Below are 20,256 nucleotides of genomic sequence, written 5' to 3'. Positions count from 1 at the left end.
TTTTTAGCAGAAACAAAATACAGAAAAACCCCGAAAATTGCCAGTATTGACACTTTCCCGGGGTTATTTTATTGGTAATATATTGATTATTAAATATTTACAAGATTAAAGGGAAGCCATTTTAGTTCATTTTTATTTTTGAAATTAATTTCAGCCTCACCAAGATGATTAAAAGATACTAAATCAAGAAAAATCAAATCTACAACGAGTGGAGATACAGTAAAATTCGCAATACCTACTTTTGTATTTTCAAAATGGTCTAATTTATATCTTATGTCCCAAAATGTAAAAGGTCTGCCTTTCGTTTCATATTCCTTAAAGGACTTACTTTCGTCAGCTATTAAATCTTTAACTATCTTTGAACTCAGATATATTAGTGTTCCAGTTTGAAGTTTACGTTTGCCTGTACTCCTTAACATTAAATCACATTCCTGTGCAACTAAAACATACAAACTTTTTTTTCCTTTTGAATCCGTAACCTCGAAAATATCTCCATTTTCTAATGGTTTATGAAGACCATTAATAATTTTTCCTTGTTCATATATTTCCTTTGCTCTTAGCTCTATGGGTTTTTGATATGGATGGGTTTTTATTCCTTCTATGGAGATATTAAAACTATTTGAAATAGCATGAGCTTTTTCAAAAGCTTCATTTGCTTGTAACAAATAGTCTGATTTTATCATTTCAGCTTTAATAAAATCATCCAAATAAATATTTATGATTCTCAAAAGAGTTTCTACTTCCCAAACACCTTCATTTAGCGATGATTTTAGTACCGCAAAATCGAAAGAATATGTATCAAGTATATTAAACTCTTGGATGGTATTGTCAAATGCCTTTTTAGCAAGATTTAACGTTTTCTCTTTTACTTGCTCACAATACTGATTTAGAAAAAGCTTTTTGATAGCATCTGCAAACAAATCGGGTTTGTCCAGTCTATCTTTTGTAAATACAAAGAAGTCCTCATTCGACAAGGCTTCGCCAGCTTTTTTAAACTTTTCAACAATCTCAACCCTTTGCGATAGCTCTTCCTCGATATTTGTTATTGTGTAAGTAAAAAGTGCGGGAAAGATATTAGAACGATAGCCACCTTTCTTAATATCAATTATCAAATCTTCTCCTTTTTTGGTTACAAAAATCCCACCCGATTTATTTAAATCTTGGTCGAATAATACCAATATATTGCTGCTTCCTTTATGATGGGTATGAAGAATATATTGTTCCCATTGAGCAGGAGAACATAAAACACAAATATCCTCATTGAAAAAGGTCTTTAATGAAGATGAAACATCTAAACTTGTATAATCTTTGCCTACAGCCTTATATACAACTACAAAACACTTATTTCTCTGATCAGGTGTAAGATTATCCCATGTATCGTTAATATTGTCGATAAATAGGTCTAAATCATCTTTAAATTCAAAAAAACTTAAACCATCTCTTAACTTATCAATATCTTGTATTTTACGAATTAGACCTATAAATTCATTAACATTCGGTTCATCGCCCAATGAATCATCAACAAAATATACTTTGTCTATTTTCATCAAATGTAATAAAGACGCTAAATGCTCTTTCGCATTTTCAATGGTGTATGATGTTCTAGGTAAAGGCTGGCTCATACTCGTAGCAATAATTTTATGGATTAACTTTGGCAGATTCTAAATTTATTTGGAATATATATCTCCTATTTTCTGTATTACGTTTATGAAGTAATGTTATCTCTCCCCCCATTGATTCAATAATTTGCTCAACTATATATAGACCTAAGCCTCTACCTTCCCCAACTGGTTTTGAAGTAGTAAAAGGTTGAAAGATACTTTCTGCAATAGTTTCATCAATACCACTTCCATTATCCCAAATTCTAATTAAATGAGAATCTACTTCAATGAAAATAGCTGGTAAAAAACTATTATTGCTTAGTTGTTTTTTCCTTAGCCAATATTCTGAATTTAAGAGAATATTATCAAAAACTTGTGTTAGTTTACCTTTATTAGCCTTAACCTTAAAGTCTTCTGATATAGAAACCTTGATTTCTCCATTTATTTTAGTGAATTTAGAAACAAAAAAAGCTTTCGACTCATCTATAAATTCAGACAATTTTATTTCCTGTTTCTTTTCACGATTATATCTTAACGAAGGAGAAAAATGATTTACTTGAATGCGTAAGTTTTGAACAAAACTCTTGACGTATTCAATATAAATGTAAATCACAGAATCAATATTTTTTAGCATTTTTAGACGCTTTTCAATATCATTAGTTTGACTTGAAATTCTTTCCAACATATTTAAAATTTCATGAGACCATGCTTCTGCTGTCAATCCTAAACCTGCTAATTCTGAAAAATCATGAAGTTGTCTTTTTAACAAATTAATTTGAGGAGCTATAAAATCAGCATTGTTATCAAGCTCTGCTGAAGACTTTATAGCTTTTTCAACTTGCATTAAAGTGTTTTCCGCCTTATGTAAAAAAGATACTACTTTTAAATCTGCGGAAGTTGTATTTTGATTATTAAATAAAGGCGAATCAATATTTTGTTTTACTTCTTTGGAAATAGTACTTAAATCAGTCTGTAATTCCTCGATAATAGGCAGTGTGTTTTTTGATTGTTCCGCCACTGCATTTACACCTTCAATTGCCTTAGTTGTAGAACCTTGAAATGTTCCTTTACTATCAGCTAATACGCTTTTATATGTATTTAAAGCTCTTTTAGCTCTTTCTAAAACTAAATTAATTTCACTAATAAATTTTTTTGTAATTAAAAAAAAGTTCTGAGAATATGGAGATTCGACAAAACCTTCTCTATCCGTTTTTTCTGTCAATGACAAGTTTTCCTTATTTGAAATACTTATATATCCAATAATATTTCCAGGACGTAAACCGTAAAATGAAGCTCCAGAGGTCTGTCCTGTTGATAATTGTAACCAATCATTGTTATTCAACCCATAAGGCTTGATGCCAAATCCATCTCTAAAAATTCTCACTCCAACTTGGTTCTTTACTAATCTTTTATACTCACCTACGCTATCAAAATACTCTTCTTCATTCAAATCGACATCTCCTCTAATATCATACTCAAGAATTTCTCCATCAAAAATACCTGGATTGGCTAATATCAGAATATCACCACTGATAACAGAATTCTTTGCAATTTTCTCAAAATGATATTCTGTCTTATACTTAAAAAAATATCCGTTATTAAGTTGTCCTAAATATTCGGTTTGAACTTTATCTAAAAACTCACGCTTATTTCTTTGCTTATCTGTCAAAAACTCAAAAAAAGCTTTACCATTATCAGATATAATAGTTTTCTCATAGAAAGAACTATCATTTCCCCTAAGCTTATTTAATTTTAATAATATTTCGATGTTGAGCTTCTTTCCATCATATCTCAATTTGTATTCTCCGATAGCCTGCTTTCTAAGCTGTTCATTCAATGAATCCAAATCTACCTTTTGTCCAGCTACAGATAATCGAACATTAAATGGTCTGTTCTCCTTAACAGGAAAAATCATTTTGGATAATTCACTTCTAAAAACATCAAATGCTTCGCCTTTCCAAACTGTTGGATTATTAAGGGAAGTTATAGCTACTTTTGTTCCTTTTAAACCTACTTTTTTGGAGAAAGTTCTATAAACAACTTTTACATCTGATAATTTTCGTGTTCCATCAAAATCATCCCAATTGTATGCCAAAGAATGATATATATCTTCATCTGCCACCCCAGTAACTATTTCAATCTGCTTTCCTATTCTTTGCGTACTTAATCTGCCTAAACCTTTATCTCCTAATGGAATTCTTTTGCCTTCATTGTATGTTCCACTTTCTTTTTGGTCTCTTTTAGCAGAAAACGAAATAACCAACCATCTGCTACTAATATCTGACAATGACATTCCCTCTCCATTATCTTCGAGTAGTATATAACCTTTTACATCATTGAAATGGAAATCATTTGTCAAACAGTTATTAACATCAATATCAATTTTGACCCAGTCAGCTTCTGCATCATAAGAATTTTTTATTAACTCCATTATTGCTGTAACCTCATCCGAAATTAGCTGTTCTCCCAACTGTTTAATTACAGAAGTTGAAATATCGAAATGTAGATTTTCTTGCAAGTTTGTCACGATTCAAAGCATTAAAATGTTTTTCTAAAAATCAATATATCTTCGGTGACCATAGTCGTAGTCGAACGATTTCGTTGAGCCATCCTCTTATTCAAAATATCTCGTTTTATTTCAGTAAGCAATTTGATTCCATTATGCTCAAGGAGTTCAATCAAAATTCTATTATTAGGAATTTCTATACCACCAACTCTTCGATTACCAATCGTCCAAACTAGGTAGCCATTTTTTCTTACTGCTTCACAACACTTTTGTAGGACAATATATAAATCATTGGTAAAACAAATAATTTTACTTGTTTTATCTGGATGTGTCACTGTCAATTTTTCAATGACGTTCCTTAATGATGGAGATATTTCAAATAAGTTATCCACAATTTCTTGCGAAGGTAATATAAGTTTTCCCCCAAGGCTTTTTCTATCAATCGCAGAGATAGTAGAAAGCAAATCTTCTGTTATTGATTCATCTATATCTTTTAAGTCTATCCATTGTAAAGGCAAATATGCATGTTGACCATAAGGGACAGTGGTAGAATTATCGCCGTAAGGAGGAGAAGACACCAATAAGTCAATACCTCCATTGGGTATAAAAATATACTCTGTAGAGTTCTTAAAAAGAATAGAGATTTTCTTTTTGTATCCATTTTTACCAACAAGCATTTTGGATAAAAGCATTTTATTATGGCTTACAATATCATCAATATTCCTATTAAGCAATTTTTCAAATAGTTCATTTGCTGAAATATTCCTGTTTTGGATTTCTTCTAATGGTCTAATATGCAACTTAAAAGTACTTGTTCTATCGTTTGATGAAAGTCGAACTGTTTCAGCTAAAGTAATCCAGAATAAGCGTCTTATCTCAATGTCTTCACATTTTCTTATACCTCTTACAATTTTTGATAATTCTAATGAAACAGATACTTTAAACCATTTATCAATACCTCTGAAATTTTTCTCAATACACAATCTTTCATCAGAATTAATTGATTTGATTAGTTCAATTGACCTTTTAGAGACTTCCTCAATATCAAAATAGTGAGTTTTTACTTTGGAAAGCAGAATAGATAAAGGGTTTATATCCTGACCATAGCACGATAATCCATTCATCATTCCAGCAACAATTGATGTAGCAGAACCCATAAAAGGGTCTAAAATTGTAGTTACAGAATTGTCAACGGTAGTAATGCTTTCGATTAGAGTTTGTTGCACAATCGGAACCATCATCGCAGGATATTGAAAAAAGCGATGAACATTTTTACTTCTATCGTACTTGGGAGAAGTCCATATTTTACTATCGTTAATAGTTAATGATGCTATTTTTTTAATAATGAGATTATCAATATCCTCTTGTTTCCTTATAGAGGATACTTTTGAAGAACCATTATTATATGATGCAATATTCAGTGTCATTATTGTGAGTATTCTGAAGCAATTTTGGAGGCTTATAGGATGTAAAAATCATAGATAGCTATAAAGATTGAATAACTAATTGGCAGGTTTATAGCATCAGATTGTCATTATCCAATAATTAAAACATCTATCTATTTTAATTGCCTAAAGTTATAAGAAAAAATCAACATTCCTACTGTTCCAAGCCTAAGGAACAGAATTAAAATGTGTTCCAACAAAAAAGCCTTAAATCGTGTGATTTAAGGCTTTTTGCTCCCTCTCCTGGGCTCGAACCAGGGACCCCATGATTAACAGTCATGTGCTCTAACCGGCTGAGCTAAGAAGGATTGTTGTTAATCGTGATGCAAAAGTAGTCCGTTTTTGAATATTATGCAAGTGTTTCCTACTAAAAAAATATCAAAATTTTAAAGAAAAATGTTTATTACTTGATTTTCAGAATATTACAAATGATATTTTCTTGCACTTTTTTACTTTTGAAAAGTCATTTTTAACTCATCGGAACGTGAACAACCATCTTTGTTTCAAAAAACTCTTCTTCGAAATAGTCTGAAAGCTCAAAGGTTCTTGTTTTTTTGCCTAATTCCTTCAATTCTTCTTTCATATCTCCTCCTTTTAGATACAATATGCCATTCTTCAGTTTATTGTAATTGTTGATGTTTACTTTTCCTTTCACCCAACCGTAAAATGGTAAAAGGCGAGTTACAGCACGGCTTACGATAAAATCATATTCCCCATCAATTTGCTCGGCTCTTATTTGTTCGGCTTTTACGTTCTCTAAACCTAAGGCTTTTGCTACTTCGTTTACTACTTTGATTTTCTTTCCAATGCTATCAACTAAGTGAAATTGGCAATGTGGAAACATTATCGCTAATGGGATTCCCGGAAAACCGCCTCCTGTGCCAACATCCAAAATCTCAGTGAAATCTTTGAAGTTAACGACCTTTGCTATACCTAATGAATGAAGTATATGTTTTTCATAAAGATTATCCATATCGGTTCTCGAAATCAAATTGATTTGGGCATTCCAATGTGCATATAATTCTCCTAACTGAGCAAATTGCTGTTTTTGCTTTTCTGTAAGTTGTGGAAAATACTTTTCTATTAATGTATTGTTGTTTGTCATGTTCTTAATTATTGTGTAATTGAGCGAGTTAGTGAATAAGTGATTATTTTAATTGGGAATGGTTGTTTTGTAATTCAAAACTCATCACTCACAACTCAAAACTCCCTCATTTCCATCTCATTTTTTTCTTTCTAGGAATCAGATTATTAACTCCCATCATCAAAAAATATAATGTGAATATAAAATCCCAAAGTGGGAGTGTGGCTGATTTAAAAATATTATCAAAACGCTGATTAGCTTTCGCAAAAACTATCCATTGAGCAATTAATCTTAGTGCAAAAACGCCCAAAACTGCATATAAAAGTACCGTTTCTAGCGTAAATGGAATTAATACAAACAGTAAAATCCAAGAAAATATTTGAGTGGAAGCCAAACTACCTAAGATTAATTTATTTTCAAAACGATAATATTTACTAACCGATAAATGTCTTGTTTTCTGACGATACCACGCCTCCCAAGTACGCTTTGGTACAGAATACATAAAAGTATCTGGGTTCAAGCAAACCGTTGTATTTTCGGCTGTGGCTACGTCATTCATAAACAAATCGTCATCGCCACCTACAATATTCGTATGTTTTGCAAAACCTTTGTTTTCAAGAAATAATGATTTTCTGTACATCAAATTTCTGCCTACGCCCATGTAAGGCTGTCCTTTTATCGCCAGTGAAAAATATTGTAATGCCGTAATAAAGGTTTCGTAGCGAATCAATTTATTCAAAAATGACCTTTCTGTATAGTAAGGTGAAAAACCTAAAACGATTTGCTTTTCTGGCAATAAACATTCCGCCATTCCTTTTATCCATTCTTTACTTTGCGGACGACAATCGGCATCGGTCAATAAAATAACATCGTATTTTGCTGATTTTATGCCTAAAGTCAAAGCATATTTTTTAGCAGAAAGATGTGCTGGTGTTTTTTCTATTTGTATAAATCTTACTTGTTGAAATGCAGAACATTCTTTCATTAAATACTCATGCGTGCCGTCCCAAGAGCGGTCGTCCATGATGATTACTTCAAAATTTGGATAATCTTGTTCATCTAATAAGGGAATCAACTCTTTTAAATTTTCTAGTTCATTCCATGCACAAACAATTACTGATACGCCTTCTGAAGTTATTTCTTCGTGAATCGGACTTTCATGTCTGTTGACTTTGGCAAAAACGAATAAAATAAAAAATAGTTGAAGACCAACAGAAAATATGTATATGCTAAATAGAAAGGGTATCAAGGTATTAAATATCAGTTAGTTAATCTTTTGGGAGTGCAAAGATAAGTAAAAGCCTAAAGGCTATCGGTAAAAGAAGAAAGATTTGTTGATAAAACTCGTAATTTTGTAAGATTTCAGTAAAAATAAATTCAGAAAGGATAAGCAGATTCCTTTTCTTGGTCTTAAAATCCTTTTTGTTCAGCAAATGACTTTCGATATACAACACAATGACCCTAATTCTAAAGCCCGTGCAGGTGTACTTCAAACCGACCACGGACAAATAGAAACTCCTATATTTATGCCCGTCGGCACGGCTGGTTCTGTAAAAGCTGTGCATCAGCGTGAACTGAAAGATGATATTCATGCTCAAATTATTTTGGGAAATACTTATCACCTTTACTTGCGTCCGGGTTTGGATATTATTGAAAAAGCGGGCGGTTTACATAAATTCAACGGTTGGGACAAACCTATTCTCACGGATTCTGGTGGCTACCAAGTATATTCTTTGGCAGGAACTGGTAGAAAAATCAAAGAAGAAGGCGTTACGTTCAAATCGCATGTTGACGGTTCAAAACATTTCTTTAGTCCAGAAGGAGTAATGGATATTCAGCGAACTATTGGTGCAGATATTATCATGGCTTTTGATGAATGTACTCCTTATCCTTGCGAATATGGCTACGCTCGTGAATCGATGGAAATGACGCACCGTTGGCTAAAACGTTGTTGCGAACATTTCGATAGAACCGAACCGAAATACGGTTACAGCCAAACACTTTTCCCGATTGTTCAAGGAAGTGTTTATAAAGATTTAAGAGTAAAATCGGCAGAAGTAATCGCTAGTTTTGAACGTGAAGGAAATGCTATTGGCGGACTTTCTGTGGGCGAACCTGCTGAAATGATGTATGAAATGACAGAAATGGTCACGGATATTTTGCCAAAAGATAAACCTCGTTATTTGATGGGCGTGGGTACGCCTGCCAATATTTTAGAAAGTATTGCTTTGGGAATTGATATGTTCGACTGTGTAATGCCGACCAGAAATGCCCGAAATGGAATGCTGTTCACGACGGAAGGAACGATTAATATGAGAAACGAAAAATGGAAAGATGATTTCTCGCCAATCGACTCAGGTATTGATTGTTATGCAAGTAATTTTTATACAAAAGCATATCTCCGTCATTTATTGAAAGCAGATGAAATGTTGGGAGCAATGATTGCCAGTGTTCATAACCTTAGTTTTTACTTGTGGTTGGTTGGTCAGGCAAGAGAACAAATCATCGCTGGTACTTTCAAAACGTGGAAAGATGCCATGGTTGTAAAATTGATGCAACGTTTATAATTCAAAAAATATTTAGGCTCAACTCTTCCTTTGAATAATTTTATTTCTTATTTTTAAGGAAGAGTTCTCTATCAATCAGACAGTTATCACCTGTAAATTGTTACGACAATGAGCCTACAGACAAAACCTTGTGGGAAGTGCTATTCCTACATTTGCTACATCTTTTTATTTTCTTTCATTTTCTGCTCTAAAATTCTAGCGCAAAAGAAACTCAACGATTTTAGCGATGAACAGTTGAAAGCTTTATTTCTAAAAGCTCAGGCAAATGGCATGTCCGAATCGCAAATCAAAGAAGCCATGTTGCTGAAAGGTTATTCTTCGGCACAGTTTGATACACTTCAAGAAAGATTTACTAAAAAGTATTTTAACAATCTTCAACCGAATTCTCTCAAAGAAATTGCATCGACTCGACAAGTAATCAAACCAGCAATTCCTTTTGTCAAAAATGATTCTTTCGAACATCATTCTTCCAAACCTGCCATTTTCGGAGCATCTCTTTTCACGCAAAATAATTTAAGTTTTGAACCCGATTTACGTATTGCAACGCCAAAAAATTATCAATTAGGTCCCGACGACGAGTTAAATATTGATATTTTCGGAAATGCTTTGGATAATTATAAAGTAAAAATCAGTCCAGAAGGAACGATAAAAATTCTGAATCTTGCTCCGATTTACATCAACGGATTAAGTATTGAAACGGCTTCTGAAAGAATTATCAAACATCTTCGTCAGCTTTATCAAGGCATCAATTTACCACAAAGTGGCGTTTCTGCACAAATTACTTTGTCGAATGTTCGAAGTATTAAAGTAACACTTACGGGCGAAGTCAATCGTCCTGGCACTTATACCATTTCATCTTTAGCAAGTGTTTTTAATGCACTGTATCTATCTGGCGGCCCTTCTGAAAATGGTTCGTTCAGAAATATTCGAGTCATCAGAAATAACAAAATTGTTAGAATTCTTGATTTGTATGACTTTTTACTCCGTGCCGACCAAAAAGATAATATCAGATTACAAGACCAAGATGTTATCAGAATTGCGGATTATGAAACAAGAGTAGAAATATTGGGTGAAGTAAAACGTCCGATGATTTTTGAAGTAAAATCTACAGAAAATCTCAAAGAAATACTTCGTTTCGCTGGCGGATTTACGGATAAAGCTTACACCTATTTAATTTCCCTCAAAAGAAATACAGCGACAGGTTTAAAACTTTTCAACATTACTGAAAATGAAGTACAGAATTTTATCCCTAAAAATGGTGATAAATACAGCGTCGGAGCAATTTTGGAACGCTACGAAAATAGAGTACAAATAAAAGGTGCTGTTTTTAGAACTGGCGAATATGCTTTAGAAACGGGTTCGAGTACAGTAAAAGAATTAATCAAAAAAGCCGAAGGTTTGAAAGAAGAAGCTTTTTTGAATCGTGCTACCATTACTCGAAAACAAGAAAATGATGAGCCTATTATCATGGCTTTTGATGTTGGCAAATTGATTAGAAGTGAAATTTCGGATATTCCTTTACAAAGAGAAGATATTGTCGAAATCAGTTCTATTGCTTCTCTTCAAGAAAAAAGAACGGTTAGCATTTACGGAGAAGTAAACAAAACGGGCGTGTTTGATTTTGTAGAAGGATTAACGATTGAAGACTTAATTCTTTTTGCCAAAGGCTTTACAGAAGGTGCAAGTATTACTGAAATTGAATTATCAAGACGGATATTGGATGAAGACTCAAGTAACATTAATCACGAGCAAGTGAAAATTTTCACCTTTAAAATTGACCGTAATCTAAAAATATCTTCTGAAAATTCAGGATTCAAATTGCAAGCATTTGATAGAATTTATGTTCGAAAATCGCCAAATTATGCCGTTCAAAAATCAGTCAGAATTGATGGCGAAGTGAATTTTTCAGGCGTTTACACGATAAAAGATAAAACGCAACGAATTACAGATTTGATTCATTTAGCTGGAGGTTTGAAAAAAGAAGCTTTTCCAAAAGGAGCTAAATTTATGCGAGATAGTTCAGTTTTGGCAATTGATTTGGCTTATATTTTACAAAATCCCAACAGTTCGGACAACCTTTTATTACTCAATGGTGATTTTCTTGAAATCCCAAGAGCCTTAGAAACCATAAAATTATCTGGAGAATTCTTGAATCCTGTTGCAGTTACTTTTCGAAAGAAACTCAAAGTAAAAGATTATATCCGACAAGCTGGAGGTTTCACGGAAAAAGCCAACAAACGGAAATTGTACATAAAATACGCCAATGGTATTTCGGATAAAATCAGAAGTTTTTTGTTTTTTCATACTTATCCAAAAGTTGAACAAGGAGCAGAAATTATTGTTCCAAGCCAACAAAATGAAAATATTCACAAGCTTTCTACTGGCGAACGCATCGCTTTAGTGGGAGCAATTACTTCGGTTTCCTATTTGTTGGTTAATATCAGCAACAACTTAAAATAAATCTATATCATGAATACTAAGCCTGTTTTTAACAATTTTAAGCTACTTCCTTTGCTTCATTTAATACTTCAGAAGAAATGGAAAATATTCATTTTTAGTACATTATTTACTTGCATAGGCATTTTGATAGCCTATAATATTCCAAATGAATATACTTCGCAAGTGCAGATTTTACCTGAATTGGAAATCAAAGAAGGAACTGAAAGTATGAATAATTTTAAATCTTTGGCTGGACTCGCTGGCGTTGACCTTAGTAGTTTTGGTTCAACCGAAGCCGTTCGTCCAGATTTATATCCAAATATTTTGCAGAGTACGCCTTTTTTGATGCAGTTGCTTCATTTAAAAGTTTTCTCGATTCAACACCAACGAGAAATGCTTGTTTCAGAATATTTAAAAGAATGTAGAAAAAAGGAAATTCTTGTAAAACTCGTTGGAGAATCCAATAAAGGTGAATTCAAGGGCTTAAATAAACCGACAATTACTCCAGAATTGATTCATTTGAATAAAGAAGAAGATTTGCAAATCCGAGAGTTGCATAAAAGAGTTGTGACATCTTTAGATAAAAAAACGGGGGTTATTACCATGTCTGTAAAAATGCAAGACCCCGTAATTGCCGCCACGCTTGCCAAATTTACGCAAGATTATCTACTGAATTATGTGATTCAGTACCGAACAGAAAAAACGCAAAAAGACATAGATTTCTTATCCTCACGAATCAATGAAGCTCAAAAACATTATGAAAATGCCCTTTTTGCTTACTCACATTATCAGGATATGAACAGGAATTTATTCTTGAATATCGCCAAAGATGAAGGCAAAAAATTACAACATGAAGTAGAATTGGCTTATAATCTATACACGCAATTAGCTACGGAATTGGAAGAAACCAAGATAAGGATTCATAGAGAAACCCCCGTTTTTAAAGTCTTAGAACCCGCACAAGTACCTGTGAAGAAAAGTAGTCCATCGAGAGGAATGATTATTCTAAGTTTTGCTTTATTGGGTTTCGTCAGTTCAGTTGTAGGTATTACGGTTAGGAATTTTCACTTTTATGAAACCTCTGAGGCTTGAGCATTTGTTTCTTAAACTAAAAATAAAATTGCATATCCTCAAATCCCAAAGCCCATAAATTCTACAATCTAAAATCAAAATTCTTGCTTCTTGTATCTTGTGCCTAAAGTCCTTGAGTCCAAAATCCTCAAGTCTCCAAAATAAAAAAAACAATTTATCAATTTTCGTTATACCTTTGTGCTACAATCACAAAAAGGGGTGCCTTAATATAACGGGCTGAGATTATACCCACTGAACCTGATGCGGGTAATTCCGTCGAAGGGATTTTGTAAATTTGGTTTTGCATCATTATGATGTAAACAGATTTAAAATCAATCAATTACATAGGGTTTCACATTGTTAAATCTAACGGGATTTGACTCCTTTGCCTGTTGTTAATCTTTTCAAAAATGAAAAATTTAACGACTAATCTGAGAAATCTGTTTACTCAAACAGTAATTCTCAAGCATTTCGTTGCCATGATTCTTCCTTCAAAGAATCACCATTTTGCTATTTTAAAATATTCAAATTTGTTTGTTTTAGTACTTTTTTTCTCTACCAAATCATACGCTCAATATACAATTTCTGGTAAAATTCTTGATGCCGAAAGTAATAAACCTTTGGCTAGTGCAAATGTTGTTTTAGTGAATGCAGTAAGAGGAACGCAAAGTAACGCACAAGGTATTTTTACTCTCAAAAATGTAAAAAAAGGCAATTATACTTTGAAAGTAAGTTTCGTTGGTTACGAAAAAAAAGTACAAGTAATTGATTTACAGAAAGATATTTCTTTTAAGTTTGAACTCAGCAAATCTACTTTTGCAGCAGATGAAGTAGTTGTAAATGCGACTAGAGCCAATGCAAAATCGGCAATTGCCTTTACGGATGTTTCTAAAGAAGATATTCAGAAACAAAATCTTGGTCAAGATATTCCTCAATTATTAAACTTTACGCCATCATTAGTTTCTACTTCAGATGCTGGAGCTGGTGTGGGTTATACTGGTGTTAGAATCAGAGGAACTGATGCTACAAGAATCAATGTGACAATTAATGGTATTCCGTTGAACGATGCAGAATCTCAAGGTACTTTTTGGATAAATACTCCTGATTTGGCTAGTTCGGTAAGTTCAATCCAAGTACAGCGTGGAGTTGGTACTTCTACCAACGGTGCAGGTGCTTTTGGAGCATCTATCAATATTTCAACGAACGAATTCAGGAAACAGGCTTATGCCGAAATCAATTCTGCTTATGGCTCATTCAATACTTTAAAAAATACTATTTTAGTAGGTTCTGGTTTGGTAAATGATAAGTTTACTTTTGATGCACGTTTGTCGAAAGTAACTTCAGATGGTTATGTCGATAGAGCTAGTTCTGATTTAAAATCATTTTACCTTTCTGGTGCTTATTTCGGAAAAAAATCTTTTGTTCGTTTGAATGTTTTCTCAGGAAAAGAAAAAACATATCAAGCTTGGGAAGGTGTATCAGAAGCTACTTTACCGATAAATCGTACTTTCAATTTATATACTTATCCAAACCAAACGGATAATTATCAGCAAGACCACTATCAATTGCTTTCTTCACATACTTTGTCAACTGCTTGGACATTCAATTTGAATTTCCATTATACTTATGGTCGTGGTTATTATGAACAATTTAAGGAGCAAGATAAGTTTTCAAATTATGGCTTACCAAATGTGATTTTAGGAACAGATACCGTTAAAAAAACAGATTTAGTTCGTAGAAAATGGTTGGATAATGATTTTTATGGAACAACTTTCTCATTTGATTATCAAGGAAGTAAGCAACTGAAAGCTAATATTGGCGGTGGATTAAACCAATATGAAGGTCGTCATTATGGAGAAATCATTTGGGCGAAATATGCTTCTACTTCAAAATTAGGAGACAGATATTATAACGGAACCGCACAGAAAACAGATTTCAATATTTACGGAAAAGTATTCTATCAGCTTTCTGAAAAAGTAAATGCTTTTGCTGATTTACAAGTAAGAACTGTGAATTATGAAATTAAAGGAACAGACGATAATCTTTTGAACATCGGGCAAAAAGTGGATTACAAATTCTTTAATCCGAAGTTTGGAGTAAGTTATGAAATAGCACCTAATGCTTCGGCTTATGCGTCTTACAGCGTTGGCAATAAAGAACCAAACCGTTCTGATTTTGTAGATAATGTTGGTGCAACGCCAAAATCTGAAAAGCTGAATGATTTTGAAGCAGGTTATAAAGCTCAAAAAGGAAAAGCAGCTTTTGCTTTAAACGGTTACTTTATGAAGTATAACAATCAATTGGTTTTAACTGGGAAATTGAATGATGTTGGTTCACCAATTCGTGTGAATGTACCAGAAAGTTATCGTTTGGGGTTAGAAATAGAAGCTGGTATTCAGGTAAATAAAGCATTGAAAATTAATGCAAATGCTACTTTGTCAGAGAACAAAATCAAGAACTTCACGGAATCAATCTATAATTACGATAACGAAACACAAGTTGCTTTGCCAACGCTTAGCAAAACTGATATTGCTTTTTCTCCGAATGTAATAGTGGGTTCGCAAATTTTATTCACACCTACAAAAGGTTTAGAATTTGGCTTATTGTCTAAATACGTTGGCAAACAGTATATGGACAATACTTCTAACGAAAACCGTAAATTGAATGCTTACTTCACGAATGATGTTCGTGCGATTTATACGATAAAAGGCAAAACTTTAAGAGAAGTAAATTTCACTTTCTTGGTAAATAACCTTTTCAATACTTTATACGAATCAAACGGTTATACTTATTCTTACATTTCAGAAGGAACAGTTTACACAGAAAATTTCTATTATCCACAAGCTGGAACAAATGTAATGGCTGGAGTTAGTTTGAAGTTTTAAGAAAAGTTTACAAATTAAAAAGGCTAGTTGCTCATCTTGGAGTAACTAGCCTTTTTAATTTGAAACCTTTTATTCTCTTACTTCCCCATTAATCTTCAACTTAGTATTTGGCAATAATTTTCTGATTTTTTGCTCTTCTTCCACCGACATTTGCCCTGTTAATTCAAGATTATCGATTGAAATTTTGGCCAATTCATCAGGAATACGAACTGTTTTGATGAACGACAAATGTAAATTATCTATTTTCTGCAAAGAGTAAATATCATTTGGGATGGTTTCGATATTACTGATTGATAAATCGTCGATTTGCTTTTGATACCTAAATTTAGATTTTTTCGGGTCGAAAGTATTTTTATTATTGATTGCCCAAGCGATTTCTGGCTTTAAAGTATAATCATTTTTGTTTTGCGACAAGCCTACAAAACCCGCCCAAAACTCCATTTTATAAGTCTTTTTGTTTTGAACATCTTCTAACACAAATGGTACTTTTACCAATTCAGAAGCCAGATCGTCGATTTTGAAAATTGGCTTTAAATCTGTCTTTTTACCTTCTTTGGTATAGGGAAAAAACTTTACAATCCATCCGTCAATAGATGTTGGCGAACCGTACTTTTTCTCGGTATGTACTTTTACCATATTCATCCAGAAATCTTTCTTGAAATTGCCTTTTTTAGTTTCAATAATTTCCGTTAAAACAGGTTCAATCGCTGAAGTCCACCACGTTAAATTGTATTGTGAAATATATTTTGTTTTCTCGAGTACCTTTTGCCAATCTTCAACGGTTCCTTCAATGGTAATTTTGGGTAATCCACAGCCAATCAGCACTACTTTATAATTGAAGTATTCTTTTAAGGTTTCCATCACCGTAATTTCACTTACAATTCTGCTTGTTGGCGTAGTTGTACTAAAATCTGAAGTAAGTACTCCTGTTAATTTCTTGCCAGTATAATCATTAATTTGACTGGTGAATTGTGGAAAAAGTGCTTCCCAATTGCTGTTAGGATTACCAATTTGAATATCCTTTGATACAATATTCAAAGTCTTTTTGTCTTTAAAACCAACAAGTTTTTTTCTGAAAGTTTCTGAATTATTCGAAATATGCCTAGCAAAACCTTGGCTTATTAGCAACCACATAATATCTGGCGAAATTGTGAAAGGGCGATGCTCTTTGTAAGCCGTTATAATTCCAGTTAAAAAAGGATGTTCTCCGAAAGTAACCAGACTGTCTGGGAGTTGAGAATTCTTCTCAATATTTGCATTTAAGAAGTTAAAAACATTATTGGAAGGTGTTTGATAAAGAAGTTTCTCAGGTTTCGAGAGTGTTTCAATTTCAAAAGTACTTTGGTTTTGGCAGAAAGAAGCAAAGCTCGTTAAAGCCAACATGGAGGTGATGATTGTTTTCATGTGTTAAATATGATAGAGTTTGATAGAATATAATTTATATTTTGGTACCAGTAATTTAATTTTCTCTAGGTTGTAATATTACTCTTTATAAAGAGCCACTAATGTACAAATATATTGATTAATTACTTGTTATTCAATGAGTAAAATATTCAACTGAAAGATAATCCTAAAATAGATTTATCTTTCAGTAATTTTCCTTGTCTAAAGCTCAACACTATCATCAGGAAGCTCTCTAACTTCCACTTCTTCTGGCTTAGGATAAGTAATCAAAGCAGAGAAATCAACTTTCCAGAAGTCTAAATCTAATAGTTGGTTACTTTTGTTTTTGGTCAGGGTAATCAATACTGGTGTTCCGTCGGAATCAGTATATTCCACCTGAATTAAATCGCCATCGTATTCATCTGGATTTTTATTGCCAATGCTGATACTTCCCATTTTTCCGCCTTCGTATTCAAATACTTCTTCGTCGATGGGATAATTTTCTGTCGTAAAATTTAGTTTTGCTAGAAGATGAATAATTAATGCCTTTTCGTTATCTCTTATTTTTCTGGTTTGATTCATGTCTTTAATTGTGAATGAGTGATTGAGTGAATTAGTGATTTTTGAGGTTTAATATGAAGGTGTTTAAACTATTGTTAATTTGATAAAATATTAATGACGTTTTAAATTCCCTCACCATTTGTCTGCATTAGCTTTTAAAATCATTTTTACTATTAGCAGGCGAATTAATTCGCCTGCTAATAGTAAAAAACGCTTCAAAATTACGGCTTATTTTCTTTGATGATAATCCTTTCAATAATCATTTCCAAAACAAAGCTGAGTTCATACCTAGCCCTCCCTTATTTTTTCGTAATTTTGAGGTCAATTTTAATTGAGTTAAAATTTTATGGATTATTTAAAAGGATTAAACGAACCGCAACGTGAAGCGGTACAACATATAGACGGCCCTTTGATGATTATTGCGGGTGCTGGTTCTGGTAAAACTCGTGTTCTTACTTATCGCACTGCTTATTTAATCGAAAAAGGCGTTGACCCATTTCAGATTTTACTCCTCACTTTTACCAATAAAGCCGCTGGCGAAATGCGTCAGCGTATTGAAACTGCGGTTGGAAATGACGGTAAAAACCTTTGGATGGGTACTTTTCACTCGGTTTTTGCAAAAATCCTTCGTTTTGATGGCAAGCATTTGGGCTATACTTCCGACTTCTCAATTTATGATACCGACGATTCAAAATCTTTAATCAGAGCGATTGTAAAAGAGCGTGGATTGGACGATAAAGTATATAAAGCCAATGTAATTTATAACCGTATTTCAGGAGCTAAAAACCGTTTGATTGGTCCAGACGAGTACTTGAATAATCCTGTGATTGCAGCAGATGATACAGCAGCGAAGTTACCAGAAATGGGCAAATTGTATAAACTGTATGCTTTGCGTTGCTTCCAAGCCAATGCGATGGACTTTGATGATTTGTTGTACAATACCAATATTCTCTTTCGTGACCATCCTGCGGTTTTGGATAAGTATCAACGCAAATTCAAATACATTATGGTCGATGAGTTTCAAGATACCAATATTTCGCAGTACTTGATTGTCAAGAAATTATCGGAATTATCGAAAAACCTTTGTGTGGTAGGCGATGATGCACAGTCGATTTATGCTTTCCGTGGAGCAAGTATTGATAATATTTTGAATTTGGAGAAAGATTATCCAAATATGACAACCATCAAGCTTGAGCAAAATTATCGTTCTACTAAAAATATTGTAGAAGCGGCTAATTCTATCATAGCCAAAAACAAAAATCAGTTAAAGAAAAAAGTATTTACAGAAAACGAAGTAGGTTCATTGATTGAACTTATCAAAGCGAATTCTGATAACGAAGAAGGGAGATTGATTGCGACGCATCTTTTTGAATCTAAAATGGCTCTCGGCTTAAGAAATACTGATTTTGCTATTTTATATAGAACCAATGCCCAATCAAGGTCTTTTGAAGAATCACTTCGTAAACTGAATATCAAGTACAGAATCATTGGCGGTTTGTCTTTCTACCAACGTCGTGAAGTAAAAGATTTATTGGCATACTTCCGTTTTGTAGTGAACCAAAAAGATGAAGAAGCTTTTAAGCGAATTATCAATTTACCGAAAAGAGGTATTGGCGATACAACCATTGCGAAGATTGCAGTAACGGCTTCAGAAAATCAAATTTCTGTTTGGGAAGTAGTTTCAAATATTAAGCAATTCCAAGCAGGACGATTTGCTGATACCATCGAAGGCTTTGCCGATTTGATAAAGTCTTTCAAAATCATGGTTGAAGCCGATAAAAAAGATGCTTATGAAGTCGCTTCACATATTGCCAAAGCATCGGGTTTACTGAGAGAATTGCATGAAGACAAAACTGTTGAAGGACTTTCTCGCTACGAAAACGTGCAGGAATTATTAAATTCCATCAAAGAATTTGTGGATGACAACGAAGTAGAGGAGGAAGATAAATCGCTTTCAAGTTTCTTGCAAACGGTTTCGTTATTGACCACAGCCGATAGTGACGATCCAGATGGCGATAACGACAGAGTAACTTTGATGACGATTCACGGAGCAAAAGGTTTGGAGTTTAACCATGTCTATGTCGTTGGGATGGAAGAAGACCTTTTCCCAAGCCAAATGATGTTGCAAAGTAGAGCGGATTTAGAAGAAGAACGTCGTTTATTTTATGTAGCCATTACTCGTGCCGAGAAGAAACTGATGATGTCTTACGCAGAATCTCGTTATCAGTACGGACGCTTGAAACCTTGTGAACCAAGTCGTTTTTTAGATGAAATAGACCCACAATATTTGCAATTTGCTAAAAATATCCGTCGTCCTGAAGAAAGACCTGCTCCGCAAGGCTTTGTAAGAATGAGCAATCGAGAGCAAAAAGCACCTGATTTTGGTACTTCGAACAAACCAACTTCTACGGCAAGTTTAATTGCTAAACCCGCTCCACGTCCTGTAGTTGGGAATACTTATATACCTTCACAAGATTTTGTGCCAAGTGATACCAAAACATTAGTAGAAGGCGACCGAGTAGAGCATTTAAAATTTGGTTTCGGAAAAGTAAAAAAGATAGATGTAAACGGAACAGATCGTAAAGCAGTCATTCAATTTGAAGGAACAATTGGCGAGAAAACACTTTTATTGAGTTTTGCTAAATTGAGGATTTTGTAGATTTGAGTGAGTGTTTTTCACTAGGGCTGGACTTAAGTCCAGCTCTAGTGACTTT

Annotated in this window: 12 protein-coding genes, 1 tRNA gene and 1 riboswitch; of the genes, 5 read left to right on the top strand and 8 right to left on the bottom strand. The window is 33.4% G+C overall.

Annotation, left to right across the window (positions count from 1 at the left end; all coding sequences use genetic code 11):
• Positions 1-89: 89 nt before the first annotated feature.
• The 6 genes from VB776_RS14835 to VB776_RS14810 form a co-directional block, all read right to left on the bottom strand.
• Positions 90-1,547 carry a hypothetical protein gene (locus VB776_RS14835; protein WP_323697509.1) on the bottom strand — a complete coding sequence of 486 codons (1,458 nt, stop codon included), beginning with the start codon at positions 1,545-1,547 and terminating at the stop codon, positions 90-92.
• 91 nt (positions 1,548-1,638) lie between these two features.
• The gene (locus VB776_RS14830) at positions 1,639-4,119 is read right to left on the bottom strand and encodes a sensor histidine kinase (RefSeq protein WP_323697508.1); all 2,481 of its coding nucleotides are present in this window, start codon (positions 4,117-4,119) and stop codon (positions 1,639-1,641) included.
• Positions 4,120-4,139: 20 nt separating this feature from the next.
• The gene (locus VB776_RS14825; protein ID WP_323697507.1) at positions 4,140-5,534 is read right to left on the bottom strand and encodes a TRM11 family methyltransferase; all 1,395 of its coding nucleotides are present in this window, start codon (positions 5,532-5,534) and stop codon (positions 4,140-4,142) included.
• 252 nt (positions 5,535-5,786) lie between these two features.
• A tRNA-Asn gene (locus tag VB776_RS14820) sits at positions 5,787-5,860 on the bottom strand.
• A gap of 161 nt (positions 5,861-6,021) precedes the next feature.
• Positions 6,022-6,657 (bottom strand): 16S rRNA (guanine(527)-N(7))-methyltransferase RsmG, encoded by a 636-nt coding sequence (rsmG, locus tag VB776_RS14815; RefSeq protein WP_323697505.1) that lies wholly within the window; start codon positions 6,655-6,657, stop codon positions 6,022-6,024.
• A gap of 106 nt (positions 6,658-6,763) precedes the next feature.
• On the bottom strand, positions 6,764-7,885 hold the full coding sequence (locus VB776_RS14810; protein ID WP_323697503.1) for a glycosyltransferase: 1,122 nt from the start codon (positions 7,883-7,885) through the stop codon (positions 6,764-6,766).
• A 184-nt stretch (positions 7,886-8,069) separates the two neighbouring features.
• On the opposite strand from VB776_RS14810, the gene tgt reads away from it, so the two are divergent.
• From tgt to VB776_RS14790, 4 genes are all read left to right on the top strand, one after another.
• A complete protein-coding gene (tgt, locus tag VB776_RS14805) occupies positions 8,070-9,203 on the top strand; it encodes a tRNA guanosine(34) transglycosylase Tgt (RefSeq protein WP_323697501.1) in 1,134 nt (377 codons plus the stop codon).
• A 234-nt stretch (positions 9,204-9,437) separates the two neighbouring features.
• Positions 9,438-11,663 (top strand): SLBB domain-containing protein, encoded by a 2,226-nt coding sequence (locus tag VB776_RS14800; protein WP_323697499.1) that lies wholly within the window; start codon positions 9,438-9,440, stop codon positions 11,661-11,663.
• A 9-nt stretch (positions 11,664-11,672) separates the two neighbouring features.
• Complete coding sequence (locus VB776_RS14795; RefSeq protein WP_323697498.1) at positions 11,673-12,734, top strand: Wzz/FepE/Etk N-terminal domain-containing protein; 1,062 nt, start codon at positions 11,673-11,675, stop codon at positions 12,732-12,734.
• 184 nt (positions 12,735-12,918) lie between these two features.
• A riboswitch (TPP riboswitch) is annotated at positions 12,919-13,015 on the top strand.
• A 108-nt stretch (positions 13,016-13,123) separates the two neighbouring features.
• On the top strand, positions 13,124-15,598 hold the full coding sequence (locus VB776_RS14790; protein WP_323697496.1) for a TonB-dependent receptor: 2,475 nt from the start codon (positions 13,124-13,126) through the stop codon (positions 15,596-15,598).
• A 69-nt stretch (positions 15,599-15,667) separates the two neighbouring features.
• Here the strand turns inward: VB776_RS14790 and VB776_RS14785 are convergent, their stop codons facing one another.
• Positions 15,668-17,002, bottom strand: coding sequence for a DUF4419 domain-containing protein (locus tag VB776_RS14785; protein ID WP_323697495.1), 1,335 nt, complete (start codon positions 17,000-17,002; stop codon positions 15,668-15,670).
• A gap of 201 nt (positions 17,003-17,203) precedes the next feature.
• The gene (locus tag VB776_RS14780; RefSeq protein WP_323697493.1) at positions 17,204-17,563 is read right to left on the bottom strand and encodes a DUF6984 family protein; all 360 of its coding nucleotides are present in this window, start codon (positions 17,561-17,563) and stop codon (positions 17,204-17,206) included.
• A gap of 325 nt (positions 17,564-17,888) precedes the next feature.
• On the opposite strand from VB776_RS14780, the gene VB776_RS14775 reads away from it, so the two are divergent.
• Positions 17,889-20,201, top strand: coding sequence for an ATP-dependent helicase (locus VB776_RS14775; RefSeq protein WP_323697492.1), 2,313 nt, complete (start codon positions 17,889-17,891; stop codon positions 20,199-20,201).
• Positions 20,202-20,256: the final 55 nt, after the last annotated feature.

It is taken from the genome of Arcicella gelida (assembly GCF_034931025.1).
In the GTDB taxonomy this organism is placed as follows: Bacteria; Bacteroidota; Bacteroidia; order Cytophagales; family Spirosomataceae; genus Arcicella; species Arcicella gelida.
Note: the sequence above shows the minus strand (reverse complement) of the source record. Positions and strands in the feature narration are given on the sequence as shown.

Bases quoted from the DNA above. Each gene is read 5' to 3' on its own strand.
- VB776_RS14795 (WP_323697498.1), top strand. From the start codon at position 11,673: ATGAATACTAAGCCTGTTTTTAACAATTTTAAGCTACTTCCTTTGCTT.
- VB776_RS14825 (WP_323697507.1), bottom strand. From the start codon at position 5,534: ATGACACTGAATATTGCATCATATAATAATGGTTCTTCAAAAGTATCC.
- VB776_RS14835 (WP_323697509.1), bottom strand. From the start codon at position 1,547: ATGAAAATAGACAAAGTATATTTTGTTGATGATTCATTGGGCGATGAA.
- rsmG (WP_323697505.1), bottom strand. From the start codon at position 6,657: ATGACAAACAACAATACATTAATAGAAAAGTATTTTCCACAACTTACA.
- VB776_RS14785 (WP_323697495.1), bottom strand. From the start codon at position 17,002: ATGAAAACAATCATCACCTCCATGTTGGCTTTAACGAGCTTTGCTTCT.
- VB776_RS14775 (WP_323697492.1), top strand. From the start codon at position 17,889: ATGGATTATTTAAAAGGATTAAACGAACCGCAACGTGAAGCGGTACAA.
- VB776_RS14790 (WP_323697496.1), top strand. From the start codon at position 13,124: ATGAAAAATTTAACGACTAATCTGAGAAATCTGTTTACTCAAACAGTA.
- tgt (WP_323697501.1), top strand. From the start codon at position 8,070: ATGACTTTCGATATACAACACAATGACCCTAATTCTAAAGCCCGTGCA.
- VB776_RS14780 (WP_323697493.1), bottom strand. From the start codon at position 17,563: ATGAATCAAACCAGAAAAATAAGAGATAACGAAAAGGCATTAATTATT.